The sequence below is a fragment of the Kribbella capetownensis genome (assembly GCF_004331485.1).
Taxonomy (GTDB): Bacteria; Actinomycetota; Actinomycetes; order Propionibacteriales; family Kribbellaceae; genus Kribbella; species Kribbella capetownensis.
On sequence record NZ_SJKD01000011.1, the window covers coordinates 74,331 to 99,454 of the forward strand.

General features: G+C 67.7%; 31 protein-coding genes and 1 pseudogene. 19 read left to right on the forward strand and 13 right to left on the reverse strand.

Going from position 1 to position 25,124, the window contains the following annotated elements:
* The first annotated feature begins 2 nt into the window (after positions 1-2).
* Both E0H75_RS36830 and E0H75_RS36835 read left to right on the forward strand, forming a co-directional pair.
* The gene (locus E0H75_RS36830) at positions 3-2,066 is read left to right on the forward strand and encodes a TRAP transporter permease (RefSeq protein WP_131518347.1); all 2,064 of its coding nucleotides are present in this window, start codon (positions 3-5) and stop codon (positions 2,064-2,066) included.
* Positions 2,063-3,040 carry a TAXI family TRAP transporter solute-binding subunit gene (locus tag E0H75_RS36835; protein ID WP_131518348.1) on the forward strand — a complete coding sequence of 326 codons (978 nt, stop codon included), beginning with the start codon at positions 2,063-2,065 and terminating at the stop codon, positions 3,038-3,040. The genes E0H75_RS36830 and E0H75_RS36835 overlap by 4 nt, the downstream gene beginning before the upstream one ends.
* Before the next feature lie 181 nt (positions 3,041-3,221).
* On the opposite strand, the gene E0H75_RS36840 is transcribed toward E0H75_RS36835, so the two are convergent.
* The 3 genes from E0H75_RS36840 to E0H75_RS36850 all read right to left on the reverse strand — a co-directional run bounded on the left by E0H75_RS36840 (position 3,222) and on the right by E0H75_RS36850 (position 6,047).
* A complete protein-coding gene (locus E0H75_RS36840; RefSeq protein WP_131518349.1) occupies positions 3,222-3,878 on the reverse strand; it encodes a hypothetical protein in 657 nt (218 codons plus the stop codon).
* Between the two features lie 96 nt (positions 3,879-3,974).
* Complete coding sequence (gene mgrA, locus E0H75_RS36845) at positions 3,975-5,009, reverse strand: L-glyceraldehyde 3-phosphate reductase (RefSeq protein ID WP_131518350.1); 1,035 nt, start codon at positions 5,007-5,009, stop codon at positions 3,975-3,977.
* A gap of 93 nt (positions 5,010-5,102) precedes the next feature.
* Positions 5,103-6,047: a phosphotransferase family protein gene (locus E0H75_RS36850; protein WP_337589526.1), complete on the reverse strand. Its 945-nt coding sequence runs from the start codon at positions 6,045-6,047 to the stop codon at positions 5,103-5,105.
* 21 nt (positions 6,048-6,068) lie between these two features.
* Between E0H75_RS36850 and E0H75_RS36855 the strand changes: the two genes are divergently transcribed.
* On the forward strand, positions 6,069-6,692 hold the full coding sequence (locus tag E0H75_RS36855) for a flavin reductase family protein (RefSeq protein WP_131518352.1): 624 nt from the start codon (positions 6,069-6,071) through the stop codon (positions 6,690-6,692).
* A 96-nt stretch (positions 6,693-6,788) separates the two neighbouring features.
* Here E0H75_RS36855 and E0H75_RS36860 read toward each other — a convergent pair whose 3' ends face one another.
* Together E0H75_RS36860 and E0H75_RS36865 are read right to left on the reverse strand one after the other, a co-directional pair.
* The gene (locus tag E0H75_RS36860; protein WP_131518353.1) at positions 6,789-7,256 is read right to left on the reverse strand and encodes a hypothetical protein; all 468 of its coding nucleotides are present in this window, start codon (positions 7,254-7,256) and stop codon (positions 6,789-6,791) included.
* Positions 7,257-7,452: 196 nt separating this feature from the next.
* Positions 7,453-8,415, reverse strand: coding sequence for a hypothetical protein (locus tag E0H75_RS36865; protein WP_131518354.1), 963 nt, complete (start codon positions 8,413-8,415; stop codon positions 7,453-7,455).
* A 133-nt stretch (positions 8,416-8,548) separates the two neighbouring features.
* On the opposite strand from E0H75_RS36865, the gene E0H75_RS36870 reads away from it, so the two are divergent.
* Entirely contained in the window at positions 8,549-9,067 is a 519-nt protein-coding gene (locus tag E0H75_RS36870) for an acyl-CoA thioesterase (protein ID WP_131518355.1), read from the forward strand.
* Positions 9,064-9,726: a potassium channel family protein gene (locus E0H75_RS36875; RefSeq protein WP_131518356.1), complete on the forward strand. Its 663-nt coding sequence runs from the start codon at positions 9,064-9,066 to the stop codon at positions 9,724-9,726. The genes E0H75_RS36870 and E0H75_RS36875 overlap by 4 nt, the downstream gene beginning before the upstream one ends.
* Here E0H75_RS36875 and E0H75_RS43780 read toward each other — a convergent pair.
* Entirely contained in the window at positions 9,723-9,908 is a 186-nt protein-coding gene (locus tag E0H75_RS43780) for a hypothetical protein (RefSeq protein ID WP_202873364.1), read from the reverse strand. The genes E0H75_RS36875 and E0H75_RS43780 overlap by 4 nt on opposite strands.
* Before the next feature lie 3 nt (positions 9,909-9,911).
* Positions 9,912-10,343: a TetR/AcrR family transcriptional regulator gene (locus E0H75_RS36880; protein WP_202873365.1), complete on the reverse strand. Its 432-nt coding sequence runs from the start codon at positions 10,341-10,343 to the stop codon at positions 9,912-9,914.
* Positions 10,344-10,381: 38 nt separating this feature from the next.
* Here E0H75_RS36880 and E0H75_RS36885 point away from each other — a divergent pair, with 38 nt between their 5' ends.
* The 9 genes and pseudogenes from E0H75_RS36885 (at position 10,382) to E0H75_RS36925 (ending at position 16,581) form a co-directional block, all read left to right on the forward strand.
* Complete coding sequence (locus E0H75_RS36885) at positions 10,382-11,320, forward strand: DMT family transporter (RefSeq protein WP_131518357.1); 939 nt, start codon at positions 10,382-10,384, stop codon at positions 11,318-11,320.
* A complete protein-coding gene (locus E0H75_RS36890; protein ID WP_131353177.1) occupies positions 11,299-11,784 on the forward strand; it encodes a MarR family winged helix-turn-helix transcriptional regulator in 486 nt (161 codons plus the stop codon). The genes E0H75_RS36885 and E0H75_RS36890 overlap by 22 nt, the downstream gene beginning before the upstream one ends.
* Before the next feature lie 2 nt (positions 11,785-11,786).
* On the forward strand, positions 11,787-13,028 hold the full coding sequence (locus E0H75_RS36895; RefSeq protein ID WP_131518358.1) for a glycoside hydrolase family 3 N-terminal domain-containing protein: 1,242 nt from the start codon (positions 11,787-11,789) through the stop codon (positions 13,026-13,028).
* A complete protein-coding gene (locus E0H75_RS36900) occupies positions 13,025-13,369 on the forward strand; it encodes a YidH family protein (protein ID WP_131518359.1) in 345 nt (114 codons plus the stop codon). Before E0H75_RS36895 ends, E0H75_RS36900 begins: the two co-directional genes overlap by 4 nt.
* On the forward strand, positions 13,366-13,674 hold the full coding sequence (locus tag E0H75_RS36905; RefSeq protein ID WP_165554306.1) for a DUF202 domain-containing protein: 309 nt from the start codon (positions 13,366-13,368) through the stop codon (positions 13,672-13,674). The genes E0H75_RS36900 and E0H75_RS36905 overlap by 4 nt, the downstream gene beginning before the upstream one ends.
* 139 nt (positions 13,675-13,813) lie before the next feature.
* Positions 13,814-14,446 (forward strand): DUF47 domain-containing protein, encoded by a 633-nt coding sequence (locus tag E0H75_RS36910; protein WP_131518361.1) that lies wholly within the window; start codon positions 13,814-13,816, stop codon positions 14,444-14,446.
* Between the two features lie 2 nt (positions 14,447-14,448).
* The gene (locus tag E0H75_RS36915) at positions 14,449-15,447 is read left to right on the forward strand and encodes an inorganic phosphate transporter (RefSeq protein ID WP_131518362.1); all 999 of its coding nucleotides are present in this window, start codon (positions 14,449-14,451) and stop codon (positions 15,445-15,447) included.
* Between the two features lie 149 nt (positions 15,448-15,596).
* Positions 15,597-16,208, forward strand: a pseudogene (locus E0H75_RS36920) (inorganic phosphate transporter); the annotation flags it as partial.
* 139 nt (positions 16,209-16,347) lie between these two features.
* Positions 16,348-16,581 carry a hypothetical protein gene (locus tag E0H75_RS36925; protein ID WP_131518364.1) on the forward strand — a complete coding sequence of 78 codons (234 nt, stop codon included), beginning with the start codon at positions 16,348-16,350 and terminating at the stop codon, positions 16,579-16,581.
* Positions 16,582-16,583: 2 nt separating this feature from the next.
* Here E0H75_RS36925 and E0H75_RS36930 read toward each other — a convergent pair whose 3' ends face one another.
* Together E0H75_RS36930 and E0H75_RS36935 are read right to left on the reverse strand one after the other, a co-directional pair.
* Positions 16,584-17,108, reverse strand: a complete 525-nt coding sequence (locus E0H75_RS36930; protein WP_131518365.1) for a hypothetical protein — start codon at positions 17,106-17,108, stop codon at positions 16,584-16,586.
* Between the two features lie 144 nt (positions 17,109-17,252).
* The gene (locus tag E0H75_RS36935) at positions 17,253-17,999 is read right to left on the reverse strand and encodes a lysophospholipid acyltransferase family protein (protein ID WP_131518366.1); all 747 of its coding nucleotides are present in this window, start codon (positions 17,997-17,999) and stop codon (positions 17,253-17,255) included.
* Between the two features lie 160 nt (positions 18,000-18,159).
* Here E0H75_RS36935 and thiC point away from each other — a divergent pair, with 160 nt between their 5' ends.
* The 3 genes from thiC to E0H75_RS36950 all read left to right on the forward strand — a co-directional run bounded on the left by thiC (position 18,160) and on the right by E0H75_RS36950 (position 21,134).
* Entirely contained in the window at positions 18,160-19,779 is a 1,620-nt protein-coding gene (gene thiC / locus E0H75_RS36940) for a phosphomethylpyrimidine synthase ThiC (RefSeq protein ID WP_131518367.1), read from the forward strand.
* A 246-nt stretch (positions 19,780-20,025) separates the two neighbouring features.
* Positions 20,026-20,583, forward strand: a complete 558-nt coding sequence (locus E0H75_RS36945; RefSeq protein WP_165554308.1) for a transposase — start codon at positions 20,026-20,028, stop codon at positions 20,581-20,583.
* Positions 20,580-21,134 carry a hypothetical protein gene (locus tag E0H75_RS36950; RefSeq protein ID WP_131518369.1) on the forward strand — a complete coding sequence of 185 codons (555 nt, stop codon included), beginning with the start codon at positions 20,580-20,582 and terminating at the stop codon, positions 21,132-21,134. Before E0H75_RS36945 ends, E0H75_RS36950 begins: the two co-directional genes overlap by 4 nt.
* A 3-nt stretch (positions 21,135-21,137) precedes the next feature.
* Here the strand turns inward: E0H75_RS36950 and E0H75_RS36955 are convergent, their stop codons facing one another.
* Together E0H75_RS36955 and E0H75_RS36960 are read right to left on the reverse strand one after the other, a co-directional pair.
* Positions 21,138-21,761, reverse strand: coding sequence for an RDD family protein (locus E0H75_RS36955; RefSeq protein ID WP_131518370.1), 624 nt, complete (start codon positions 21,759-21,761; stop codon positions 21,138-21,140).
* Between the two features lie 82 nt (positions 21,762-21,843).
* Positions 21,844-22,545 carry an RDD family protein gene (locus E0H75_RS36960; protein ID WP_131518371.1) on the reverse strand — a complete coding sequence of 234 codons (702 nt, stop codon included), beginning with the start codon at positions 22,543-22,545 and terminating at the stop codon, positions 21,844-21,846.
* A 105-nt stretch (positions 22,546-22,650) separates the two neighbouring features.
* Here E0H75_RS36960 and E0H75_RS36965 point away from each other — a divergent pair, with 105 nt between their 5' ends.
* Positions 22,651-23,091: a DUF2752 domain-containing protein gene (locus tag E0H75_RS36965; protein WP_238163500.1), complete on the forward strand. Its 441-nt coding sequence runs from the start codon at positions 22,651-22,653 to the stop codon at positions 23,089-23,091.
* Between the two features lie 44 nt (positions 23,092-23,135).
* Here E0H75_RS36965 and E0H75_RS43785 read toward each other — a convergent pair whose 3' ends face one another.
* Positions 23,136-23,780, reverse strand: coding sequence for a DUF4190 domain-containing protein (locus tag E0H75_RS43785; protein ID WP_202873366.1), 645 nt, complete (start codon positions 23,778-23,780; stop codon positions 23,136-23,138).
* A gap of 101 nt (positions 23,781-23,881) precedes the next feature.
* Here E0H75_RS43785 and E0H75_RS36975 point away from each other — a divergent pair, with 101 nt between their 5' ends.
* Entirely contained in the window at positions 23,882-24,295 is a 414-nt protein-coding gene (locus E0H75_RS36975) for a hypothetical protein (RefSeq protein ID WP_131518373.1), read from the forward strand.
* 52 nt (positions 24,296-24,347) lie between these two features.
* On the opposite strand, the gene pstB is transcribed toward E0H75_RS36975, so the two are convergent.
* A complete protein-coding gene (gene pstB / locus E0H75_RS36980) occupies positions 24,348-25,124 on the reverse strand; it encodes a phosphate ABC transporter ATP-binding protein PstB (protein ID WP_131518374.1) in 777 nt (258 codons plus the stop codon).

Sequence of the window (25,124 nt, forward strand, 5' to 3'; positions counted from 1 at the left end):
AGATGACTGTCGGTATCGGTACGGGGGGCGGCTTGACCGCGCCCTCCGAGGAAGAACTGGCCGAGTACGAGCAGGAACGCCCGGCTCGGCGGCTGAGGCCTGCCCTCGACCTGGTGATTTCGGTCTGGTGCGCCATCGTCAGCGTCGGCGTGCTCTGGCAGGTGTTCTTCCCCTTACCACAGGGAACGCAGTTTTACCTGGTGATCTTTCTCGCAGCCGTTCTGCCGATCACGCTGCTGTGCTACCGGGGCTGGAAGGTCCCGGCGTTCCTCAACCCGTTCAAGAACCGGGCCACCGACGACCCCGGGATCACCGACTGGATCCTGGCCGTGGTCGCGCTGGTGGTCTGCGTCTACCCGCTGATCGACTTCGACGGTTATCTGGAACGGCGCCAGGCTCCGACGACTCTCGACATCCTCGCCGGGACCGTCCTGCTCATCCTGTTGCTCGAGGCCTGCCGTCGTACGACCGGCTGGGTGCTGCCGGTCTTCAGCCTGGTCTTCATCGCCTACGCCTACTACGGCGGCTACCTGCCCTACACCTGGTCGCTGGCGCACCAGGGCTTCAACTTCGACGCGATCATCGCGCAGTTCACGATGGGCACGGCCGGGTTCTACGGCACACCGTTGAGCGTCGCGGCCAGCTACATCGTGCTGTTCACCATCTACGGCGCGGTGCTGGACTACTCCGGGGCCGGCAAGTTCTTCATCGACCTGTCGTTCGCCGCCTTCAAGCGCAGCCGGACCGCGCCCGGTCGCACGGTCACCTTGGCCGGCTTCCTGCTGGGCAGTGTGTCCGGCTCGGGCACGGCGACCGCGGTATCGCTCGGCACGGTGTCGTGGCCGATCCTCCGCCGGGCCGGCTACCCGCCCGAACCGGCAGGCGGAATGCTCGCCGCCTCCGGCATCGGCGCGATCCTGTCGCCGCCGACCCTGGGCGCGGCCGCGTTCATCATCGCCGAGTTCCTGCGCGTCTCCTACCTGACCGTGCTCGGGTACGCCGTCATCCCGACGATCCTGTACTACCTGGGCATCCTGCTCGCGATCGAGATCGACGCCCGCCGGCACGGGACGAAGTCGGCCGAGACCTCTTCGGACTCGGCACTGCGGTTGTTGCTGCGGTTCGGGTACCACTTCCTCTCGCTGTTCGTGATCATCGGCTTCATGGCGGTCGACGTACCGCCGTTCAAGGCCGTGGTCTACGCGGTGATCATCCAGTTCGGGTTGTCGTTCCTGGATCGCGAGCACCGGCTGACCGCCGGGCGGCTGTTCAAAGCGCTTGCCCAGGGCACCCGGTCGGTGCTGCCGGTGGCGGCGACCTGTGCGACCGCCGGCATCATCGTCGCGGTCACCACGCAGAGCGGACTCGGGCTGAACCTGGCCGAGATCATCGTCAGCGCGGCACACGGCCTGACCGAGAACCACACCGTGGTGCTGTCGCTCACCGTGCTGCTGTCGGCGATCGCCGTACTGATCCTGGGCCTGGCGGTGCCGGTGACGGCCTCGTTCATCATCGCCGCGGTGATCATCGCGCCGGCGTTGACCCAGCTCGGGGTGACGCAGCCCGAGGCGTACATGTTCATCTTCTACTACGCCGTACTGTCCGAGGTGTCGCCGCCGACCGCACTGGCCGCGGTCGCGACGTCCGCCATCACCGGCGGCAAGGTGATCCCGACGATGTGGCAGGCCTGGAAGTACACGCTGCCCGCCTTCCTGGTGCCGTTCGCGTTCGTCCTGACCGACAACGGTGCACACCTGCTCGGTCAGGGATCGTTCGTCGGCATGCTGTGGACGCTGGCGGTGTCGATGCTCGCGGTCGCCGCGCTCGCGGTGGTGACCGGTGGCTGGATCGTGGTGGCGACGAGTTGGGTCGAGCGGTTGCTGTGTGTCCCGGCGGCCGTGCTGCTGCTTTACCTCGCGCCCGTAACCATCACGGCCGGAATCGGTTTGCTACTTGTTGCCGTCGTCATCAATCTGGTCCGGCGGCAACGCAGTTCGAAGTCTGACCCCACCCCACCATCCCGGTCAGGTGCCGCCACCCCGAAGGAAGGACCCGTCACCTCATGAGACTCCGTCGCCTGCCCACCGCCGCGGTGGCGTTCGCTGCTGTCTTCTCGCTGGTTGCCTGTGGCGGGCAGCGTGAACCGACCGGCTCCGGTACGGCGGCCGGAGGCCGGCTGACGATTGCCACCGGCAACACGACCGGCGTGTACTACCAGTTGGGTGGCGCGCTGGCCTCGGTGATCTCGCAGAAGATGTCCGGGTACCGGGCGACGGCCAGTGAGACCGGCGCCTCGGTGCAGAACGTGCAGGGCCTGGTGGCCGGCAACTACGACATCGCGTTCTCGCTCGGCGACACCGCGGCCGACGCGGTGAAGGGCGAGAACAGCTTCAAGTCCAAGCAGGACGTGGTCGCCCTGACCCGGCTCTACAACAACTACACGCAGGTCGCGGTCCGTACGTCGGCCGGGATCAACTCGATCGCGGACCTGAAGGGCAAGCGGGTCTCCACCGGTTCGCCGAACTCCGGCACCGAGGTGATCGCCCGGCGGCTGCTCGAGGCCGCCGGCCTGGACCCGGCCAAGGACGTCACCGCGCAGCGGCTCGGCCTGCCCGAGTCGGTCGACGCGATGAAGTCCGGCACGATCGACGCATTGGTCTGGTCCGGTGGCCTGCCGACCGGCGGCATCACCGACCTGATGACGAGCATGGGCAAGGGCGTGAAGCTGATCCCGATCGTCGACCTGCTGCCGAAGATGCAGGACAAGTACGGTCCGGTCTACAGTCAGGCACCGATCCCGGCGGCGACGTACAAGCAGCCGGCCGACGTGGCGACGATCATCGTGCCGAACGTGCTGCTGGTCCGCTCCGACATGAAGGACGAGTTGGCCGAGCAGTTGACCAAGGTGCTGTACGACAACAAGGACGCCCTGGTCGCGGTGAACGCGGCGGCCAAGGACATCACGCTCGACAACGCCGAGAAGACCGACCCGGTGCCGCTGCACCCAGGCGCGAAGAAGGCGATCGACGGTCTGAAGTAGTCCCTTGACCGCCCTCCCCCGCACACCAGGCGCAGCGGGGGAGGGTGTTGGGACCCACCTCCACACACCAGGCGCAGTGGAGGCGGGACCCGCCGGCTCCCACAACCAGGCGCAGTGAGAGCAGGCAGACCGGGCCCGGCCCTCGGAGGCATCCGAGGACCCGGGCCCGGTCACTTTGCGTCTAGTGCTGCTCTTCCTGGTCCTCCGTGATCGCGGTGCCGTAGAGGTAGTGGGACAGGGCGGAGTCGCGTTTCGGATGCACGTGGTACTTGGTCGGGATGACGCGTCCTTCGGCGCTGTCCCAGGCGCTGTCTGCCAGCCGCCACATGCGGTGCACCATCCGGCCCGCCATGCCGGTGTGCGGCGAGTACGGATGCGCCCGCGTGGGCGCGACCTCCTCGGCTTGCAGGATCTCTTCGGTCAGCGTGTTCACGTGCGAGTCGTCCAGTTGCTCACAGATCTGGTGGGTGTACGACGTCTCCAGCCGCTCGTGTTCGGCGAGCAGCCGATCGACGGACGTCCACACCTCCAGGTCGGTCAGGTTCTGCACCCGGCTGTCGCCGTACTGGCGTCCTTTCAGGAAGCGCAGTGACCGCTCCAGCTCCTTCGCGTTGCCGACGTACCTGGTGACCAGGCTGCTGCCGTCGGGGAGCCGGCGTACGTGCGGGAGGAGGACGTCTTCGGCGGCGGCCAGGTGCTGCGCGGCGATGGCGTAGAACCAGTCGGTCTGATGTCTGCGCTCGGGGTGCGCGGCGGCCGGGTGGTGAGCCTGGTCAGCCAGCTCACGGATCCGGGCATGTTCGTAGGTCAAGGCCAGTTCGAGCGTCGAAGCGGTCATGACAACCACCTCCAGGAGGGTCTCTCCTCCAGCCTGTGCCCAACCCGGGGCCACCGCAACCACCCGACCCCGTACCGTGACCCTCGCGCCCGGGGGCTAGCCGTCCGAGCTCTTCTTCCACAGGTTGATGCCGGCCTCGACGGCGTCGGCGTCGATCGCCTCGAGCTCCTCGGCGCTGAACTTCAGGTTCCGGACGGTGGCCAGGTTGTCCTCGAGCTGGGCGACGCTGGAGGCGCCGATCAGCGCGCTGGTGACGCGGTCGTCGCGCAGCGTCCAGGCCAGCGCCAGCCGGGCGACGGACTGGCCGCGCTCCTTGGCGATCTCGGCCAGCGCGCGGACGTGCTTCAGCGTGTCCTCGGTGAGCGAGTCCGGGTTCAGCGACTTGCCCTGCGCGGCGCGGGAGTCGGCCGGGACGCCGTTCAGGTAGCGGTCGGTGAGCACGCCCTGCGCCAGCGGCGAGAACGCGATCACGCCGACGCCCAGCTCGCCGACGGCGTCGAGCAGGTCCTCCTCGATCCAGCGGTTCAGCATCGAGTACGACGGCTGGTGGATCAGCAGCGGCGTACCCAGCTCCTGCAGGATCCGCGCCGCCTCCCGGGTCCGGTCCGCCGAGTACGACGAGATGCCGGCGTACAGCGCCTTGCCCGAACGTACGGCGGAGTCCAGCGCACCCATCGTCTCCTCGAGCGGGGTGTCCGGGTCGAATCGGTGCGAGTAGAAGATGTCGACGTAGTCCACGCCCATCCGGGCCAGCGACTGGTCCAGCGAGGCGAGCAGGTACTTCCGCGAGCCGCCACCCTGGCCGTAGGGACCCGGCCACATGTCGTAACCGGCCTTGGTGGACAGGATCAGCTCGTCGCGGTACTTGGCGAAGTCCCGGGCGAAGTGCGTACCGAAGTTCGTCTCGGCCGAGCCGTACGGCGGGCCGTAGTTGTTCGCCAGGTCGAAGTGCGTGACGCCGAGGTCGAACGCCCGGCGCAGGATGTCGCGCTGCGTGTCGAACGGCTTGTCGTCGCCGAAGTTGTGCCACAGCCCCAGCGAGATCGCGGGCAGCTGTAAGCCGCTGCGCCCCGTCCGGCGGTAGGCCATCTGGTCGTCGTACCGGTCCTGGGCGGCTACGTAGTCAGTCACGAGAACCCAGTCTGCCGCATGTCGTGACAGGTGCAAACCCCTTGTTTTACAGCAGAAACCCCAGCACTGAGAGCCAGAACCCCGCCTTCTTGATCAGGTCAGGTCACGCCACGGCTCGGGCGGTCCGGCGGCGAAGAACCGCAGCAACCCGAGCACCCGGCTACCGGGCGGTGCGGTCCAGTGCCGCTGCCCGGGCCACGGGTCGGCGGTCAGCTTCCCCAGCCCCCAATCCAGGTGGAACCACAGCGTGGCCGCAGCCACCTCCTCCTCCCGTACGGCGTGCTGCGTGTGGCGGACGTACTCCGGCAGGATCGCGGCGACATGCTCCAGCGGCAGCTTGGCGAAGTCCATGCCGCGCGGGGCCCGGGCGGCATCACCCCAGTCGATCAGCGCCCGCAGGTCGCCGTCCGGGCCGGCCAGAAGGTTGTGTGCGGCAACATCTCCGTGGATCAGCACCTTGGTCTCGTTCCGGGCGAAACGGCCGGACAGCCGGGTGAACCAGTCGCTCAGCCACTTCGCTGTCCCGAGATCGATCGTCCCGCGCTCCGCCAGTTGGTCGACCGTCTGCCAGGGATCGTCGCGGTCGTCCTGCGGCAGCCCGGGGATCTCGGTCCGCTCATGCTGGTGCAGGCGCGCCAACTGTTCTGCCAGGCCCTTCGGTGGTCCATCGGTCGGCTCGACGCCGTGCACCCGCTGCATCACGACGTACGGCGCGTCGATGATCGCCCGGCTGTCGTCGTACTCGATGATCGCCGGCGTCAGCACGCCCGCCGCCCTGGCGACCGGCACGACCGCGGCCTCCTTACGTAGATCGCCCTCGAACCCCGCGCGGCACACCCGCAGAAACAACTCCTCCCCGAGCACGAACCCCCGATTGGCCACCCCACCCGCAACCTCAACAATCTGCCCCGCCCCAACCCCATGCCGCCGCCCGACCTCGGGGATTCCGGGCTCATCGTGGTGATCTCCCACACACACCTCCGTTGCGTTCTGGCGTCCGTCGTCTCGATCCTTCAGCCGGTGCGCCACGGCGTCCACCGGATTTGATGTACTGCGAGCGTGCGTGTCGACCTGGATCCGGAAGCCCTCGGACGGCGTGAGTTCTACGCGATGCTGAACTCGATCGTCGTACCACGCCCGATCGCCTGGGTCTCGACCCTGTCCGCCGACGGCGTTCTCAACCTGGCGCCGCACTCGTTCTTCACCGTGGCGTGCGTGCAGCCGCCGATGGTCCAGTTCACCTCGGTCGGCCGCAAGGACAGCCTGAACAACGTCGAGGCCACCCGCGAGTTCGTGGTCAACTTCGCCGCCGAGCCGCTGTTCGAGCAGGTCAACGCCACTGGCACCAACTTCCCGCCGGAGATCAACGAGTTCGAAGCCGTTGGCCTGACCACCGAGCCCGCCCGCACAGTCGCCGTACCTCGCGTCGCGGAGTCACCGGTCGCCATCGAGTGCACCCTGCACACCACCGTCGAGTTGGGCGACTCCACCGTGGTGATCGGTCAGGTCCGCCACCTCGCGATCGACGAGGCCGTGATGGTCGACGACCGCCCCGACATCCACCTCCTGCGTCCGTTGGCCCGCCTCGGCAAGGATGAATGGTCCACCCTCGGCGAAGTCCGCTCCATCACCCGAATCCGCCACTCCGACTGGCCCGGCCACTTCAAACCCCCCACCACCTGACGCGAACCTCTCCGTTCGACAGGCCGCGTAGGCTGCCCCTTCCAACCCACCGGCCCGCAGCCACGTCAGCCCGATCCCGCACCTTGCCGACTCTTGCTAGCGGGGTGGTGGGGTTATTGGGGTGATGGGGCGTTTGAGGGGGGCTGGGATGGTCATTGGGACTGCGATGGCTGGTTGGCCTTGGGTTACGAGGATGGCGTTGGTTCGGTAGTGGGCTCTGAGCTGCTTCTGGTCCGATGTGCTGCCGGATGTCGTCATCACCTCGACGCCGGAGCCGTCCGGTTTTGGCCCGGCACCGTTGATTGAGACACCATGCTCGCTCCAGTAGCCGGTGTCAGCGATCACTCGATCCCTCAGGTCCGCCATCTCGCGCTGGCTCATCCGCGCGTCGCGCAGTTGCACGGTGACGCCCTTGACCTTCTCGCGCACCCGGGCATCGAGAGCGGCATCAGGCTTCCGGTACACGATCACGACGCGCTTGTCGTGATCGAGCACCAGTCCGGCGAACGACTCTGCGAAATCCCGAAGCAGCAACGGGTTCAGCACATCCGCGGCAGCCGTCACGGCAGGGTCATTGGCGGACGGCGCCGGAGACCCATACGGAATCCCCGGCGAGCCACCTGCAGCCTCATCCCCGCAGCCGGCCACAACACCGGCACCAACGACAGCCGCAACGACCACGGCGACCGATCCCAACCGAACTCTGCGCATCCACCTCACCTCACTCCTGAGGACGCCCGGACAGGCTCCGGCGTGGCACTCAGGTCGGTGGAGATTCTCGGGTGGCCAGATTCTGCGTGAGCGACTGGAGTTGCGAGGAGAGACGGAGTGGCGTGTGGTCGGGGGAGGACGTGGTGGCGGGATGCCAGGTCCATGGGGTGTCGGCCGTCCGGGTGACCAGGTAGACGTCAGGTGACAGAGGACCTGGGTCGTGGCTGTGGGAGCGGGCCGTCAGGTTGAGCATCAGCCCCAGGGCAGGGATCACCGAAAGGTCCTCGATGACATGGATCAGCAGGAGGTCGCGAGAGGGGAGCGCGGCAAGTACGCCGTAGGACGGCGTCTCGGTGTGGAGGGATTCGCGGAGCACGGTGTCGAGGACAAGGGCCCGGGAGGCGGCGTACGGCGATCCGGTGACGGCCGCGATCCGGAGGTCGTCCTGGGTCAGGTACTCGACGTGGTCGGTGATGCGACGCAGGTTGGTCAGGCCGTGTCGCTCGGCTTCGGACCAGGTGAGACCGAAGTCGGTGGGGTCCAGGTACATGGTGACCACGCCGTCCTCCGTGGTCGACGGAACGGACAGCAGCCCGGGAAGGAAGTCGGGGCGTCCGGAGGTCCACTCGGTCGGCAGGGCGTCGCGGGGGACGAGACGCTGGATCAGATCCCGTTCGGGATCGGTCGGTGGGAGTGGTGGGCCTTCGCGGAGCCGTTCCTGGAGTTGGACGAAGTGCTCCTCGACCAAGGCCGGCCAGCGGTCCTCGTCGAACCGGGCGATGACGCGGGCCAGGTTGCTCAAGCCGAGAACCGGGCTGGACGCGGACGGCTCGACCGGGACGAGCGCGGCGCCGCCCTCGTACGTGACGTCGAGACCGAGTCGGGCCGCGGTGGACAGGCCGAGGCTGATCAACCGCGCGGCCTGGCCGCGGGTCAGGGGAGTCAGGACCGGATCCGGCCGGTCGGAGTGGTTGCCTTGGGCATGGTGGTCGGTGCAGGTGTCGATGGTCATCGGGACCACCTCCTCGCCCAGAGAAAGTACGAGGATCGGCACCCGTCGCGACCGGTGATTTCGAATCTGTGGACAACCCGCCCGGGATAGTCTGCGCAGACCCACCGGTAGGACCCACCCAGAAGGAGTCGGCATGGCCAGCACTCCGTCGTCACGGCCGACGTCGGTGACGCGGTTGTCGTTGTCGCACATCACCGCGCAGAACGAGACCAACCTGCTGGGGACAGTGCACGGTGGCGTGATCATGACCCTGGTCGACTCGGTCGCCGGCGTCGTCGCGGCCCGGCACTCCGGCGGCGCGGCGGTCACCGCGTCGATGGACGAGATGGTGTTCCTGGTGCCGGTCCGGGTCGGTGACGTCATCCACCTGAGCGGTCAGGTCAACTGGACCGGCCGAAGCTCGATGGAGGTCGGTGTCCGGATCACCGCGGACCGGTGGGACGCCGTCGGACCGGAGGTTCACGTCGCCTCGGCGTACCTGGTGTTCGTCGCGGTCGACGAGCACGGGAAGCCGCGCGAGGTCCCACAGGTGATCGCCGAGACCGACGAGGAGCGGCGGCGGCTGCGGGAGGCGGAGATCCGGCGGGACCACCGGCTGGCACGCCGCGCGGCGATCATCGAGTCCCGCAAGGCGGGGGAGGCCGGGACATGACTGTCGTCGGGAGCGCGCGCCGGCACCCGTCCGCTGTTCTGCTTGTGGTGCAGTTGCTCGGCGTGCTCGTCTACCCGGCGATGGAGGGATCCCGGGGCGGACGGGTCGCGTTCGAGATCCTGGGAATCGTCGTACTGGCGCTCGCCGTGTTCTCGGTGCGCGCCACACCCGGACTGACCTGGGTCAGCATCTGTCTGGGCATCCCAGCCGTCGCCCTGTCACTGGTCGACGCAGCTAACCCGACCGAGCCGGTGATCGCGATCTCCGGCCTACTGCACGCCGCCTTCTACTTCTACGCGGCGTACAGCCTGCTCCGGTACATGCTGTCCGACCATGACGTGAGTGCCGACGAGCTGTATGCCACCGGTGCCACGTTCACCTTGGTGGCTTGGGGTTTCGCCTACCTGTACGTGTTCGTGCAGGCTCTCGTCCCCGGGAGCTTCACCGCAGCCGTTGACCCGGCCAACGATCGCACCTGGATGGAGCTGCTGTTCCTGAGCTTCACCACGCTGTCCAGCACTGGGCTGAGCGACATCGTCCCAATCACGTCCTGGGCCAGGTCGGTGGTCATGCTCGAGCAGCTCGCCGGGCTCGGGTACGTCGCTATGGTGGTGTCCCGCCTGGTCGGTCTGACCATCATGAGACGCAGCAACGGCTAGATCCGCGGCCACGTGGCCAGCATGTCGGCGGCGGCACGGCTCGCGACCTCGGTCGCGTCATCCATCGCCGCCACCCGATAGCTCACCAGTGCGCCCTCGTGCAGCAGGAGCAGACGATCGGCGAGCTCATCCGCGTCCGCAAGCCCCGCCAGCTCGGCCTGTGCTTTGAACTCGGACCGCATCCACTACTTCTGCCCGACGATCACCGGCATCGCCGGGTGGTCCGGTGCGGCCAGCTCGACGCTGGCGTTGATGAACCCGCACCCGTTCCGCGACCCCGCCACCCAGTCGGTCAGTGCCCCGAACAACGCCAGGATGACCTCCTCCGGCGTACCGGGCTCGCGCGCCGTGAGCTGTTCGTCGAGGAACGCGTGCCAGACCCGGTTCCGCCGCTCGAGGTACGCCGCGATCAGCCGATCCTTCGAACCGAACCGGTCGTACAGCGTCTTCTTGGTCACGTCGGCGGCCGCGGCGATCGTGTCCACGCCGACCGTCCGGATCCCCTGCTCGTAGAACAGCGTCGACGCCGCGGCCAGGATCCGCTCCCCGGCCGGCGTCAGCCGGGCCTCCTCGGACAGCCCGCGATCCACCCGCAGTCTCATCTGCTGAGCTAGCACACTGACAGTATACCGACCTGTATGTTTACCGTGTCCTCATGACCACACAGGCCCTTCCAGTACGACGTCTGCCCGCGGTGACTGTGATCGCGGGCACCGGGTTCGTCGTGTTCTGGAGTTCCGGGTTCATCGGCGCCCGGTGGGGGACGCAGTACACGACCGCCTTCGACCTGCTGGCCTGGCGCTACGTGGTTGCGGGCGCGTTGGCTCTGGTGATCCTCGCCATCCGCCGCCCACGAGTGACCAAACGGGACCTGGTGACCCAAGTGGGGATGGCGGTACTCACCCAGTTCGTCTATCTGGGCCTCATCTTCACCGGGATCGACCATGGCATCAGTGCGGGCGTCACTGCCCTCATCGGCTCGCTCCAACCGATCCTGATCGCCACAGTCGCCGGACCGTTGCTCAACGAACCCGTCAATCGACGTCAGTGGATCGGTCTGGCACTCGGCCTCGCCGGAGTCGCTCTCGTCGTCGCGGACGACCTCCACGCCGGCCACCTCTCACCGGTGCTCTTCCTGGTGCCACTGGGAGGTGTGCTCGGCATGGTCGTCGGCACGTGTCTGGAACGCCGCCGCAAGCCCGCCACCAGTTCGCTCGACGCGCTCTGCATCCAGAGCCTCGTTTCCACTGTGCTGTTCGTCGCGCTGGCCGTGACCACCGACCAACTGACTGTGCCGAACGAGCCGGGCTTCTACGGTGCCGTGTTCTGGTTGGTGCTGCTGGCAACAGGTGGCGGCTGGGGCCTCTACCTGGTCAACCTCAAGCTGTCCGGTGCCACTCGTATCAGCAGTCTGTTGTACCTCGTACCGCCGACCACAATGGTGATCGCGTACCTGATGTTCGACGAGACGATCGGTGCGCTGGCGGTGATCGGCATGCTGGTCTGTGCGGCCGCCGTACTGCTGATTAGGCTGAACGAGCGTGACGGAGCCGTACTGGCTACGCTGCGGGGATGGCGGAACCCCGGTGGCTGAACCAGACAGAGCAGCAGGCATGGCGAGCGTTCATCGCGGCCCAGCGTGTGGTGAACACCCGGATCGAGCAGCAACTGCAACGCGATGCCGGAATCCCGCACACCTACTACGAGATCCTGGTCCGGCTGTCCGACGCACCTGACGGCCGGCTGCGGATGAGTGAGCTCGCGGTCGCCACCCTTGGTTCACGCAGCCGCCTGTCGCACGCCGTGAACCGGCTGGAGCAGACCGGATGGGTACGGCGGGAGGCGATCGAGTCCGACCGTCGTGGTCAGGTGGCGATCATCACCGACCTCGGCCGGCAGAAGCTGGTCGAGACCGCACCCGGTCATGTGGAGGAAGTCCGCAAGTCGATCTTCGACGCGCTCAGCGAGGAGCAGGTCGAGCACCTCTACGACCTCTGCGCGACGCTCGCCCGGCACTCCGGCGACACGGTCGACCGCGCCGCCTGGGAGCGACGCTGACAATGAGGCATCCAGCCGCTCTGGTCCTGCTGACGGCTCTCCTGCTCGCAGGCTGCAGCGACACCGACTCTCCACCCACGGCCGGTCCGAGTACGGCGCCCTCATCGTCGGTACCGCTGCCGACGACCCAGCCGCCGACCACCGAGTCACCCACGACGCCGACACCGTCAGCAACCCCGACTCCCAGGCCGACAGCAACACCGGCGAGCTGCGTCGACCAGAAGCTCAAAGCCCTCACGCTCAGCGAGAAGGCGGCCCAGCTGATCCTCACCGGCATCAGCGCCAACGGCATGACCTCGAGCCAGCGCTCCATCGTCCAGCAGGAGAAGCCCGGCGGCGTACTCCTGCTCGGCACCGGTGGCAGCCTCTCCCACACGCGTACGGCGATGGCTGCCGCCAGGACTGCCGCCACGGTCAAGGGCGTTCGGCCGCTGATCGCTGCGGACCAGGAAGGCGGACAGATCCAGCGCCTCAAGGGCCCCGGGTTCGACCGCATCCCTGCGGCAACCGTGCAGGGCACCTGGTCCAGCTCCAAGCTCACCAGCAACGCGGACCACTGGGGCGACCAGCTCAAGCAGGCCGGTGTGAACCTCAACCTCGCTCCGGTGGCTGACGTCGTACCGAGCTCTCTGAAGAGTCAGAACGCGCCGATCGGCAGTCTGGACCGTGAGTACGGCAATACCCCGGCCGAGGTCGGCCCGCCGGTCCAGGCGTTCGTACGCGGCATGCGGTCGGCCGGAGTGATGACCTCGGTCAAGCACTTCCCGGGGCTCGGCCGGGTGCGCGGCAACACGGACTTCTCGTCCGGAGTGGTCGACAACGTCACCGTCCGCGGGGATGCCGACCTCAAGCCGTTCGCGGACGGCGTCCGGGCGGGGAGCGACATGGTGATGATCGCCACCGTCACCTACGCCAAGATCGATCCGAAGAACCGTGCCGTGTTCTCGCGGACCGTGATCCAGGGGATGGTGCGCGGGGACCTCGGGTTCGCCGGAGTGGTCATCACCGACGACGTCGGAGCGGCCGCGGAGGTCAAGTCGGTGCCGGTGGGGCAGCGGGCGACGCGGTTCGTGGCGGCCGGCGGGGACATCGTGATCAACGCCACGGCGTCGCAGACCGCCACCATGGTGAACGCGCTGGTGTCCAAGGCCGAGCAGGACAAGACGTTCGCCGCACAGGTGAGCAGTAGCGTGAGGCGTGTGCTGACACTGAAGCAGAAGAACGGCCTGGTGAGCTGCGGATGACGGAGGAGTACGAAGAGCGCGAACCCGACTACCGCTTCACCCTGGCGAACGAACGCACCTATCTGGCCTACCTGCGGACCTCACTGGCCTGCTACGCCGGCGGTCTGTCCGCGGTGCAGTTCCTGGACCTCGGTCCGGACCGCTGGCCGGCCCGCATCATCGGTGTCGTTCTGGTCACTGTCGGTATCATCACCACGGCGGGCGCCTTCCGCCGCTGGCAGCAGAACCTGGCCGCGATCCGCCGCGGTGGGCCGCTCCCGCTGACCCGCCTGCCGCTGATGCTGGGGGCAACGATCGCCGTGGTCGGCCTGATCGGCCTGATCTTCTCACTGTGGCGATGAGCACACCCGATCCCGGGCTGCAGCCCGAGCGCACCCTGCTCGCCTGGCGCCGGACCGCCCTCGGCCTGATCGCGAACGGCGTCCTGTTGCTTGCCTCCGGCCACGGTACGTCGGACGTCCGCACCGGCCTCGGCATCGTCGTACTGGTGCTGTCCCTGTCCTGCTGGGCGGCGGTGAGCGCCGTCTACCGGCGTACCGGGGGTGCCGCGGTTCATGCCCTCGGCCACGATCGGGTGCTCCGGATCGCGGCCGGACTGGTGCTCGTGGTGGGTCTTTTCGACCTGTACGCCGTGATTACTCGTTGAAACGATTCGGTTACTCTCCGGTCAGGTCCCCTTGGGGCAGTTCATTCCGACGCGCTACCTTGACCGGGCGGATGCGCCGTCAACCGCAAGTTCCCCCTAGCATGTTCACGGTTTGTCCCTCGTTCATCCGGAGCTTGAAGTGCCGTTACGTCTGCGTCCGAACGACCCGACGTTCTACGACCTTTTCACCGAATCCGCCAACCACCTCGTGGACGGATCCCGGATCCTGGCCGAATTGCTCGGCAGCACCGCCGGAACCGGGCTGTCGTCGAGCCACCAGATCGCCGCCCAGATGAAGGACGCCGAGCACGCGGCCGACGAGACCACCCACTCGATCATCCGCCGGGTCAACTCGACCTTCGTCACCCCGTTCGACCGCGAGGACATCTACCGGCTGGCCTCCGATCTCGACGACGTGATGGATTTCATGGAGGAGGCCGTCGACTCGGTCCACCTGTTCAACCTGGAGAAATTGCCGGAGGAGGTCGCCGAGCAGATCGAGGTGCTCCAGCGGATGGCGCAGCTGACCGCCGAGACGATGCCCCGGCTGCGCACGATGAAGGACCTGGCCGAGTACTGGATCGAGATCAACCGGCTGGAGAACACCGGTGACGCGGTGCACCGCCGGATCATCGCCAAGCTGTTCAGCGGCGAGTACGACGCGCTGACCGTGATGAAGTTCAAGACCGTGGTGGACCTGCTGGAGGCCGGGATCGACGCCTTCGAACACGTGGCCAACACCGTCGAGCAGATCGCCGTCAAGGAGAGCTGAGCGTGGAGTTCACGCTCGTCATCGCGGTCGTCGTCATCGCGCTGGTCTTCGACTACACCAACGGCTTCCACGACGCGGCGAACGCGATCGCGACCTCGGTCTCGACCCGGGCGCTGACCCCGCGCGTCGCGCTCGCCATGGCGGCGGTGATGAACTTCCTCGGGGCGTTCCTCGGCACCGAGGTGGCCGAGACCATCGGCGAGGGCATCATCAGCGCACCGAGCGGGCAGCACGGCCTGGTCGTCGTGATCGCGGCGCTGATCGGCGCGATCACCTGGAACCTGATCACCTGGCGCCTCGGCCTGCCCAGTTCCTCCTCGCACGCGCTCATCGGTGGTCTGGTCGGCGCCGGGATCGCCTCGGGCAGCGTGGTGCTGTGGTCCGGGATTCTCGACAAGGTCGTCATCCCGATGGTGCTGTCGCCGGCGGTCGGCTTCCTCGGCGCCTTCGTGCTGATGCTCGCGATCCTCTGGCTGTTCCGGCGCAGCAATCCGGGCAAGGTCACCCGCGGCTTCCGGCTGGCGCAGTCGCTGTCGGCGGCGGCCGTGGCGCTCGGCCACGGTCTGCAGGACGCGCAGAAGACGATGGGCGTCATCTTCCTCGCCCTGCTGACCACCGGTCACGTCAACGAGAGCGACGGGATCCCGCTGTGGGTCAAGCTCTCCGCCGCGACCGCGATCTCGCTCGGGACGTACTCCGGCGGCTGGCGGATCATGCGCACCCTGGGCCGCCGGATCATCCACCTGGACCCGGCCCGGGGCTTCGCCTCCGAGGCGGTCGCCGCGACCGTGCTGTACGTGATGGCGATCGGCCTGCACGCGCCGGTCTCCACCACCCACACGATCACCTCCGCGGTGATGGGCGCCGGCGCGACCAAGCGGCTGTCCGCCGTCCGCTGGGGCGTTGCCAGAGGCATCGTTGTGGCCTGGATCGTGACCATCCCGGCCGCCGGCCTGGTCGCCGCGGCCTGCTACGGACTGGCTCACCTGATCTTGGAGTAAGAGGCGTCTGAGAACCCTGCGCCTAGTACCCCGCAGTAGGCGCAGAGTTCTCAGACGCCCTCTCAGTTCCCAGGCTGGGTTCATTCCACGTTCACTCACCCGGCCTACGGTCGATCGTCGCTGCTGATCGTCCGCCCCCAAGTGATCGCATGGACCTCTCGTTCCTCGTCGTCGTGGTGATCATCACCGCACTGGTGTTCGACTTCACCAACGGATTCCACGACACCGCCAACGCGATGCCGACGTCCATCGCCACCGGCGCGCTCAGACCCAAGATCGCGGTGGCCATCTCGGCAGTGCTGAACCTGGTCGGCGCCTTCATCTCCACCGAGGTGGCCAAGACCATCTCCAGCGGACTCGTCGACGACACCAAGATCACCGTCCCGGTCATCTTCGGCGGCGGCGCCACCTGGATCGCGGCCGGCAGCAGCGCGGTGCACTTCGGCACGGTGGTGCAGAAGGTCATCGTCCCTGCCGTGGCCGCACCGATCGTGGCCGGCGTCGTGGCCCTGCTGGCACGTTCCTGGCCTACAAGATCACCTAGCGGGCCGCCGGTGTGGGTGATCCTTTCGGCCGGTCTGGCCATCGCCGCCGGCACCTACCTGGGTGGCTGGCGGATCATCCGGACGATGGGCGAGGGCCTGACCGAGATCGAGTCGCCGCAGGGCTTCTCCGCGGAGACCAGCTCGACCGCGACCTTGCTGATCTCGGCCCACCTGGGCTTCCCGCTGTCCACCACCCAGGTCTGCTCCGGCAACCTCGGCGTCGTCATCATCGCCCTCCTGGCCATCGTGGCCGGTGGCGGCATCTACCTCGCGTCCCGCCGCCGCCCGGTGACGTCGGACAACGTCAACGAGTACCCGGCCACCACGGCCGCGGCGGCCTGAGAGGAGTACGGCGATGCACGTCGACTGGAGTGCTCTCGGTGAGGTGGCCCTGGTCAGCCTGATCTTCGGGGTCGGGGTGGCTGTCGTGTTCGCGCTCGGAGTGGCAGCGATGGCGCGGAGGGCGGTGGCGATCGCCGAGAAGAAGCTGCCGTCGATCGTCGACACGTCAGTGGCCGGGCTCTGCTTCGCGGCCTGCCTGGCGGCCGTGTTCTACGGGCTGTACCTGATCATTCCGCAGTTCCACTGACGTCAGCGGTTCCAGCGCCGTACCGACCTGGCCACGTCCTTGGAGCGGATCGAGCCGAGGTTGTACTCCCAGGCGGCGGCCAGCCGGTCGCCGAGCAGCTCTGCGTCCAGGTAGGTCTTCGGGCGGACCGCGACGGCCCAGGTCGCCGCGGCCGCGTGACCCTGCTGGTAGAGCAGGTGGTTCACGGTCGCCTCGATCCGGCTCTGGTCGTCGCCGGTGAGCCCGTTGGTCGACCACTCCTGCAGGATCGTCGTGTCGTCGGCCGTCATCCGGGCCAGGTAGGTGAGCGGACCGCGCCAGTACCCGCGGCTGCCGATGCTGTCCAGGCTCTCCAGCGGGAACCAGCCGTTCTGGCAGCGCCTGCCGTTCACCGCGGACTCGACCTCGCGGGCGCGGTCGGCCGGCAGGTCGTGGATGGCCCAGTCGACGAAGTAGACGCCGGCGTCCGGGATGTGCTCTGCCACATGCGGCGCCACCGCCAGCATCCCCGGTTCGAAGAGATGCAGCTCTTCCGGTGAATCGAACACAACCTACCCCGCCTACCCGAGTACCGCCGCCGACCGGCCGGCGTCACAGGGACCCCCCAGGTTTCCTGCACTGTCAACAAGAGCCTTTCGTACCCTCGCGGTCACCCGGGGGTCAAGGTCTTGTCCGCGTTACTGACGGTGTGCTTACTTGCGGCGGGCCGCCCGCCGGGCGAGCTCCTCCTGGTCCAGGCGTTCCGCCTCCTCAGGGGTCGGCGCACCGCCGCCGTACGACGCGGGCAGCCACCAGGCGCCGGCCGGCTGTTCCGGGTAGTCGCGGATGGTCCGATCGAGCATCCCGGCCATCGTCGTCCGCAGGTGTGCGGTCGCCTCGGCCGGGTCGTCGTCGGTGCCGACCGTGGTCGGTTCGCCGACGGTGATCGCGATCGCGCGGTGCCGGGAGAAATCGCGCGGATGATCCTTCGTCAGCATCCGCTGCGTCCCCCACAGGATCAGCGGGATCACCGGTACGCCGGCCTCGGCGGCCATCCGGACCGTGCCGGACTTGAACTCCTTCAGCTCGAACGACCGGCTGATCGTCGCCTCGGGGAACACCCCGACGATCTCGCCGTCGCTCAGGTAGCGGATCGCCTCCCGGTACGACGCCGTACCCGCCGACCGGTCCACCGGGATGTGGTGCATGCCGCGCATCAGCGGACCGGAGTACCGATTGCGGAACAGCACGTCCTTGGCCATGAAGCGGACCAGCCGCTTGCTCGGCACCGCACCGAATCCGCCCAGGATGAAGTCGACGTAGCTGATGTGGTTCAGCGCGATCACCGCGCCGCCGGTCCGTGGAACGTTCTCGGTCCCGGTCAGCCGGATCTTCAGGTCCAGCACCTTGAACGCGGTCTTCGCGAAGCCGATCACGGGCGGGTACACGAGGTCTCGCATCCCCCGACGCTACCGGCCCGGTCAAGACGTCAGGTTAGAGTGACGGTGACAATTGGAGATCGCGGGAGCTCGCACCGTAGCGGGCTGAGAGGGCGGCTGGGAGACCGGCGCCGCCGACCGCCGAACCTGTCCGGGTAATTCCGGCGTAGGGAGCAGCACAGTGACTGTCAGCACGATTCGACCCACTGTCACCACCGGCCCGATCTCGGGCTCGGAGAAGATCTATCGCGGCGAGTTGGAGGTCCCGGCCCGCCGCGTCCACCTCACGAACGGCGAACACTTCGACCTGTACGACACGTCCGGTCCGTACACGGACGCGTCGGCGCGGATCGACGTACAGGCCGGTCTGCCCGCACTGCGGCGGGACTGGATCGCCGGGCGTGCTCCGCTGACCCAGTTGGCGCACGCGCGAGCCGGGACGATCACCGAGGAGATGAGGTACGTCGCCCTGCGGGAGGGCATGGACCCGGAGTTCGTCCGGTCCGAGGTCGCGCGCGGCCGGGCCGTGATCCCGGCGAACCGGCGGCACCCGGAGAGCGAGCCGATGGTCATCGGGAAGAAGTTCCTGGTGAAGGTGAACGCGAACATCGGCAACTCGGCGGTGACCTCCTCGGTCGAGGAGGAAGTGGAGAAGCTGGTCTGGGCCACCCGGTGGGGCGCGGACACGGTGATGGACCTGTCCACCGGCAAGAACATCCACGAGACGCGGGAGTGGATCCTGCGCAACTCGCCGGTGCCGATCGGGACCGTGCCGCTGTACCAGGCGCTGGAGAAGGTGAAGGGCGATCCGGCCGAACTGTCGTGGGAGGTGTACCGCGACACGGTGATCGAGCAGTGCGAGCAGGGCGTCGACTACATGACCGTGCACGCGGGCGTGCTGTTGCGATACGTCCCGCTGACGGCGCGGCGGATCACCGGGATCGTCTCGCGCGGCGGGTCGATCATGGCCGCCTGGTGCCTCGCGCATCACCAGGAGTCCTTCCTGTACACGCATTTCGGCGAACTGTGCGAGATCCTGCGTGAGTACGACGTGACGTTCTCACTCGGCGACGGTCTGCGGCCCGGATGCATCGCGGACGCCAACGACGCGGCGCAGTTCGCCGAGCTGCGGACCCTGGGTGAGCTCACCAAGGTCGCCTGGGAGCACGACGTGCAGGTGATGATCGAGGGTCCGGGTCACGTGCCGATGGACAAGATCGCCGAGAACGTCCGGCTCGAGGAGGAGCTGTGCGGCGAGGCGCCGTTCTACACCTTGGGGCCGTTGGCAACTGATGTGGCACCGGCGTACGACCACATCACCAGCGCGATCGGCGCGGCCCAGATCGGCTGGCTGGGTACGGCGATGCTCTGCTACGTCACGCCGAAGGAGCACCTCGGCCTGCCCGATCGCGACGACGTGAAGACCGGCGTGATCACGTACAAGATCGCTGCCCACGCGGCGGATCTGGCCAAGGGACACCCGGGTGCGCAGGCCTGGGACGACACGTTGTCGAAGGCAAGGTTCGAGTTCCGCTGGGAGGATCAGTTCAACCTCTCGCTGGATCCTGACACCGCGCGGTCCTTCCACGACCAGACCCTTCCGGCCGAGCCGGCCAAGACCGCGCACTTCTGCTCGATGTGCGGCCCGAAGTTCTGCTCGATGCGGATCACCGCCGACATCCGCGCGTACGCCGAGGAACACGGCCTGACGTCCACCGAGGCGATCGAGGCCGGCTTCGCCGAGATGTCGGAGACCTTCAAGGCCCACGACAAGAAGCTGTACCTGCCGCTGGCGGAGTGAGCGTCCTGTTTCACGCTGACTCTCGGTGAGATCCGGGGGGCGAGTCGAGATGCCTCGACCCCCGGATCCAGCGGAGAATTAGGGGATCGGCGCTCTCGCCGGACGATCACGGGGAGTGATCGGGTGAACCGATTCAGGTTTTTTCCTTCACTCTACGTGAATAAGACTGTAGCCTTAACAGCGTCGGGAAGGAGGTGCAGCACAGTGGTCTTCGTTCTCACCGTAGATCAGCGCGGCAGCCGAAGCATGACCGATCTCGTACCCGAGCTACTGAACATCCTGAACCGCCGGCCGCGGCGGACCGGTTTGCTCCGCAAGTTCGAGCGGACGGCCGGCGACGAGGTGCAGGGCGTTCTGTCGGAGGCGCGCGCCACGATCGAGGTGATCGTCGAGTTGCTGCGCGCCGACATCTGGTACGTCGGGCTCGGGGTCGGTGAGGTCGCGCAACCGTTGCCTCGCAGTACGCGGGCCGGCAGCGGGGACGCGTTCGTGTTCGCGCGGGAGGCGGTGAACCGGGCCAAGTCGAGCCCGCACCACGTCAACGTGGTCGGCTCCGACGCGCACTGCGCCGAGCAGGTCGAGACGGTGCTGTGGCTGATGGCGTCGGTGCTGCGGCGTCGGAGCGAACGTGGATGGGCTGTCGCCGACCTGCTGGCCGAAGGGCTGACCCGGCGCGAGATCGGTGTGAAGCTCGGCATCAGTCAGTCCGCGGTGACGCAGCGAGCCCAGGCAGCTGGATTCGCCGAGGAACAACGTGGACGAGTGCTGGCGTCCGAGCTACTCGACGCTGGGGCCACCGCGTGACGGCGCTCATCCTGTCGTTCACCGCCGCCGGCCTGATCCTCGCGGTTCTGGCGTGGGTCCCCAAGGCCGGGTCGACGCTGGAGATCGTGCTCAGCGGCGTGATGCTGGCCTGCCTGATCACCGTCGGCGTCCTGCTGCTGGCCGGCGACGGAGTCGAGGGTTGGCGCGAGCGCTGGTGGAACGTGCTGCTCCTGCTGGCCGGCGGGCTCGCAGTGACCGGTGGCGGCCCGCTGACGACCTCTGTGCTGGCTCTCGTCGACCGGGGCAACACGAGAGCGCAGTCGACGCAGAAGGCCGGTGAGGTGCTCCGCGGCGGCGCTCTGATCGGTTCGCTCGAGCGCCTGGCCATCTACGCGGCACTGGTAGCCGGCTGGCCGGAGGGACTGGCGGTCGTGCTGGCCATCAAGGGTCTGGCTCGCTATCCGGAGCTGCGCAGTCCCGACCAGCCGGCTTCGGTCACGCCGCAGGCGGTCGCCGAGCGGTTCATCATCGGCACCTTCACCAGTGTGCTGTGGGCGGTGACCTGCGCCGGCTTCCTGCTGTCGCGCTGACCCTCAGTCCTTGAGGACGTACGTCGACATGACCTTGTCGTGCCAGGTCTGCTTCTGGTCGTCCCACAGTGGCCACAGCAGGTTCAGGAAGCAGGCGTTGTTGAAGACCCCGCTGAGGAACTCGCGCAGGAACGCCTTGCCGGCGCCGACCGGCTGGAAGTACGCGGAGTCGACCAGCCGCAGGTGCAGCGCGCTCTTGCCGACGCTCTGTCCGGTCCGGCCCTGGCGGAAGACCCGGTTCCACAGGGTCAGGCCGATGCTCGCGACGATCCCGAGCAGGAAGACGATGATCGCGGAGGCCTGCGGGTCGTCATCGGGATAGGTGTTGTTCTCGCGGGTCGCGATGTTCGCGATGAGCACGCCGTACCCGATCAGGATCGGCACCGAACTGATCAGGGAGTCGATCAGGAAGGCGCCGGCCCGCGGGCCCCAGTCGGCCAACGGCACCTGAGGTCCGTAGCCGTAGCCGTACTGCGGTTGCCCGTACGGCGGCGACATCTGCCCGTACCCGTAGGGCGGCGGCTGGCCGTACGGCTGCTGACCGTACGGGCCGTAGCCCTGCTGCTGGTGACCACCCTGGTAGGGCCGGCCGTCCTGCCCGTACGGCGGTGGCATCGGTGTACTCACTGCGGCATCGTATTGGCTGGCGCGGGGAACGCCGAACGCCGCGGCCTGAACAGGCCACGGCGTCCGGATGAAGCCTGAAACGTCAGAGCTTGATGACGTAGGTGTTGTTGATCTTGTCCGCGAACGTCTGCCGCTTCTCGTCCCACAGCGGCCACAGGTAGCCGATGTAGCAGGCGGCGCCGTCCAGGATGTGGGTGAGCTGGCGCAGGAACGCTTTGCCCGGACCGACCGGCTGGCCGGAGATCCCGTCCACCAGCTTGAGGCCCAGCGCCGACTTGCCGAGCGTCTGCCCGGTGGTGCCCTGCCGGAACACGATGTTCCAGATCCCCAGGCCGATGCCGACCAGGTAGAACAGCAGCGCCAGGATGGCCATGCCCGAGTTGTTGCCGCTCGCAAGCGCCACGCCGATGCCGTACGGCACACCGATGATCAGTACGTCGATCAGCCAGCCGCCGACCCGGTTCGGCCAGGCCGCCAGGTTGCTGGGTACGCCGTACCCGCCCGGCTGACCGTACTGCTGCGGGTAGCCCGGCTGACCGCCGTACTGCGGGTAACCCGGCTGCTGCCCGTACTGCTGAGGCTGCTGCCCATACTGGCCAGGCTGCTGACCGTACTGCCCAGGCTGTTGCCCGTAGCCCGGCTGCTGGCCGCCATAGCTGGGCTGCTGCTGCCCGTACTGGCCCGGCTGCTGCCCGGGCTGCCCGTACTGGCCTGGCTGGCCGTACTGACCCGGCTGCTGGGGGTCCTGCGGGCCGTAACCCGGCGGTGGCGTCGGATTGCTCACGACGATCCCTTCTAGTGAATACAGATGAGGAGTGAGTTGCAGGCTAACGGTCTGACGGCTCAGCTCCGGCTACGGATCCCACGCGATGAGAGTTACCGTTGTCCGGTGAGTCTTTCGCTGAGCGTCGTACTCCGGCCGACCGGTCCGGTCCGCCCGCTGGACCGCCGAGTGCTCGGCGCGGCGGCCGTCGGAGTGGGCGGATTCGCCCTCGCGGCCGTGTACCAGTTGTCCGGCCAGCGGATCGGCATTCCCTGCATCCTGCACGCGACCACGGGTCTGAACTGCCCGTTCTGCGGCTCGACCCGGATGGCAGCCGCCTTGCTGCGTGGGGATCTGGACGCGGCCTGGCACTTCAACCCGGTGGTGCTGGTGATCGGCCCGCTCATCGGTGTTGCCATCGGCTACCAAATGCTGGCTTGGGCGCTCGAATCGCTGCGGCTGATCCGTCTGCCCCGGCTGACGATCGGCCCGCGCACAGTCGGCTGGCTGACCAAGGCGCTGGCCGTGATCCTGATCGTGTACGGCGTCGCCCGCAACCTGAACTGAGAGGGCGTCGCGGGCGGACCACCGCCGCCGCCCGCGACGAGCCGTCAGCTGTACTGCGTGATGGTGTAGATCGTCGAGAGCACGATCGAGACGATGCCGCCGATCCAGGCGACCTTCGCCAGCGTGTCCGGCTTGCCCTGCTCACGGAACTTGCCCTGGGCAACCAGACCGAGGACGACCGAGGCGATACCGCAGCAGAACCAGCAGACGATGCCGATGATCGACAGCACCTGCGGGGTGTTGTTCTGTGGTGCGGCCGGAGCGCCGTACCCGTAGGCCCCGCCCGGGTACTGGCCGTACTGACCCGGCTGACCGGGCTGCTGACCGTACTGTCCAGGCTGCTGGCCGTACTGCCCTGGCTGCTGCTGCCCGTACTGCCCGGGCTGCTGTTGACCGTACTGGCCGGGCTGCTGGCCGTACTGCCCTGGCTGCTGCTGGCCGTATCCCGGCTGCTGCCCATAGCCCTGCTGCCCCGGCTGCCCGTACTGCCCAGGCTGGCCGTACTGCCCTGGCTGCTGCTGCCCGTACTGCCCAGGCTGTTGACCGTACTGGCCGGGCTGCTGGCCGTAGGGATCCTGCTGCTGCTCGCCGTACTGGCTCGGCTGGTCGTTCCCGCTCTCGTCGGGAGTGTCCTGCGGCCTGTTCTGGTCGTTCTGATCATCGCCGGGGGGAGGCGTCGGAGTACTCACCGCAGTCCCTTCTGAGACGTCTAGGAATTCTCGCAGGCTATCTTTTCCACAGGTTCCTGGTCACGCCCCCGCGCCGCTCCCCAGCCCCCTACGCTGAGTGGGTGACCGAGAGCCCGATGCCATTCCCAGTGCCTGTCCCGCATCAGCAGTCCTCGCAGCGGCTGCCCGGCGGACCGGTCCTCGTGACCATCGGCGACATCTCCGTGGAGCAGTTCCGGATCGTCAGCCCGGCGGGGGTGTTGCCTACGCGTGGGGCGAACTGGTGGGCGATGGACATGTCGCGGACGGAGGAGCGGATCCCGGGCTGGGCGATCGCGTTGGCCATCGTCTTCGCGTTGGCCTGCCTGCTCGGCTTGTTGTTCCTGTTGTGCAAGGAGCGTACGACGACCGGGTTCGTGCAGGTCAGCGTTCAGAGTGGCGGCCGCACGCACACCACCCACGTCCGGGTGAGCTCCGCGCACCAGGCTGCCGATGTGCTTGCTCGCGTGAACTACGCGCGGACCGTCTGCCTGTGAAACGGCGAACGGCCGCCGCGAGAGCGGCGGCCGTGCCGTTGGGTGGAACGGGTCAGCCGAAGCGGCCGGTGATGTAGTCCTCGGTGGCCTTCTCGGTCGGGTTGGAGAAGATCTGCTTGGTCGCGCCCATCTCGATCAGCCGGCCGGGCTTGCCGGTCGCGGCCAGGTTGAAGAACGCGGTCTGGTCCGAGACCCGGGCCGCCTGCTGCATGTTGTGCGTGACGATGACCACGGTGAACCGGTCCTTCAGCTGCTCGATCAGGTCCTCGATCGCCAGCGTGGAGATCGGGTCCAGCGCCGAGCACGGCTCGTCCATCAAGATCACCTCGGGCTCGACCGCGATCGCCCGGGCGATGCACAGCCGCTGCTGCTGACCACCGGACAGACCCGCGCCCGGCTTGTCCAGGCGGTCCTTGACCTCGTTCCACAGGTTCGCGCCGTGCAAGGACTTCTCCACCGTCTCGGTGAGCCGCTTGCGGTCCTTGACGCCGTTCAGCTTCAGCCCGGACGCGACGTTGTCGAAGATCGACATCGTCGGGAACGGGTTCGGCCGCTGGAACACCATGCCGACCACCCGGCGGACGGCGACCGGGTCGATGCCGGAGCCGTACAGGTCCTGCTGGTCCAGCAGCACCTTGCCCTCGACCCGGGCGCCGGGGATCACCTCGTGCATCCGGTTCAGGGTCCGCAGATAGGTGGACTTGCCGCACCCGGACGGACCGATGAACGCGGTGACCGAGCGGGGCTCGATCGTCATCGACACGTCCTCGACGGCCTTGAAGTCGCCGTAGTAGACGTTGAGGCCACTGACCTCGATGCGCTTGGCCAT

Excerpts from the sequence above, each read along its gene's own strand:
- E0H75_RS36830 (WP_131518347.1), top strand. The coding sequence starts at position 3 with ATGACTGTCGGTATCGGTACGGGGGGCGGCTTGACCGCGCCCTCCGAG.
- E0H75_RS36835 (WP_131518348.1), top strand. The coding sequence starts at position 2,063 with ATGAGACTCCGTCGCCTGCCCACCGCCGCGGTGGCGTTCGCTGCTGTC.
- E0H75_RS36840 (WP_131518349.1), bottom strand. The coding sequence starts at position 3,878 with ATGACCGCTTCGACGCTCGAACTGGCCTTGACCTACGAACATGCCCGG.
- E0H75_RS36865 (WP_131518354.1), bottom strand. The coding sequence starts at position 8,415 with ATGACCATCGACACCTGCACCGACCACCATGCCCAAGGCAACCACTCC.
- E0H75_RS36870 (WP_131518355.1), top strand. The coding sequence starts at position 8,549 with ATGGCCAGCACTCCGTCGTCACGGCCGACGTCGGTGACGCGGTTGTCG.
- E0H75_RS36875 (WP_131518356.1), top strand. The coding sequence starts at position 9,064 with ATGACTGTCGTCGGGAGCGCGCGCCGGCACCCGTCCGCTGTTCTGCTT.
- E0H75_RS43780 (WP_202873364.1), bottom strand. The coding sequence starts at position 9,908 with ATGCGGTCCGAGTTCAAAGCACAGGCCGAGCTGGCGGGGCTTGCGGAC.
- E0H75_RS36885 (WP_131518357.1), top strand. The coding sequence starts at position 10,382 with ATGACCACACAGGCCCTTCCAGTACGACGTCTGCCCGCGGTGACTGTG.
- E0H75_RS36890 (WP_131353177.1), top strand. The coding sequence starts at position 11,299 with ATGGCGGAACCCCGGTGGCTGAACCAGACAGAGCAGCAGGCATGGCGA.
- E0H75_RS36895 (WP_131518358.1), top strand. The coding sequence starts at position 11,787 with ATGAGGCATCCAGCCGCTCTGGTCCTGCTGACGGCTCTCCTGCTCGCA.
- E0H75_RS36900 (WP_131518359.1), top strand. The coding sequence starts at position 13,025 with ATGACGGAGGAGTACGAAGAGCGCGAACCCGACTACCGCTTCACCCTG.
- E0H75_RS36905 (WP_165554306.1), top strand. The coding sequence starts at position 13,366 with ATGAGCACACCCGATCCCGGGCTGCAGCCCGAGCGCACCCTGCTCGCC.
- E0H75_RS36925 (WP_131518364.1), top strand. The coding sequence starts at position 16,348 with ATGCACGTCGACTGGAGTGCTCTCGGTGAGGTGGCCCTGGTCAGCCTG.
- E0H75_RS36935 (WP_131518366.1), bottom strand. The coding sequence starts at position 17,999 with ATGCGAGACCTCGTGTACCCGCCCGTGATCGGCTTCGCGAAGACCGCG.
- E0H75_RS36945 (WP_165554308.1), top strand. The coding sequence starts at position 20,026 with ATGACCGATCTCGTACCCGAGCTACTGAACATCCTGAACCGCCGGCCG.
- pstB (WP_131518374.1), bottom strand. The coding sequence starts at position 25,124 with ATGGCCAAGCGCATCGAGGTCAGTGGCCTCAACGTCTACTACGGCGAC.